The sequence below is a fragment of the Cupriavidus sp. 05T313 genome (genome assembly GCF_056396665.1).
In genome coordinates, this window is sequence record NZ_JBFTLX010000607.1 from 1 (window position 1) to 492 (window position 492).

1 pseudogene is annotated in these 492 nt (G+C 68.9%); it reads left to right on the plus strand.

Features of this window, described 5'->3' with window-relative positions:
- Positions 1–492: pseudogene (locus AC1DKD_RS41980) on the plus strand (type VI secretion system domain-containing protein); the annotation flags it as partial.

The following is a 492-nucleotide window of genomic DNA, read 5'->3' on the forward strand; positions in this document are numbered from 1 at the left end:
CAAAAGCAGTGGCCGGAACTCCTCGACCGCGTCGAGCAGGCCTTCGCCGAAGGCGCGAATCATTTCTGGCTGGACTTGCAGTACTACGCCTTCACCGCCCAGGATCAGGCGGGTGGCGAGTATGCCCGCGCGCGCGACCTGCTCGCCACTGACTGTGCGCTGATGCTCGAACGCCTGCCCGGCCTCGATCAACTGGCCTTCACGGACGGCACACCGTTTGCGGATGACACCACATTGGCGTGGATTGCGCGCCATGCCACCGTACGCGATGTCGAGCGCGGCGAGCCCATGGTGCCGGTATCGGTCGCGTCCGCCAGCACCGACTGGGCGGAGACGGAAGCCCAGGCGGCGGACCTCGCCGCCCAATAGAGCCTCGATGCCGCGTTCGCCTGGTTGCAGGGCCTGCCGGCGCCGGACGGTGAGCGCGACCGCTTCGTGCGGCAACTGGTGATGGCGCGCGTGGCCGAACGTGCGGGTCGCGCGGACACGGCG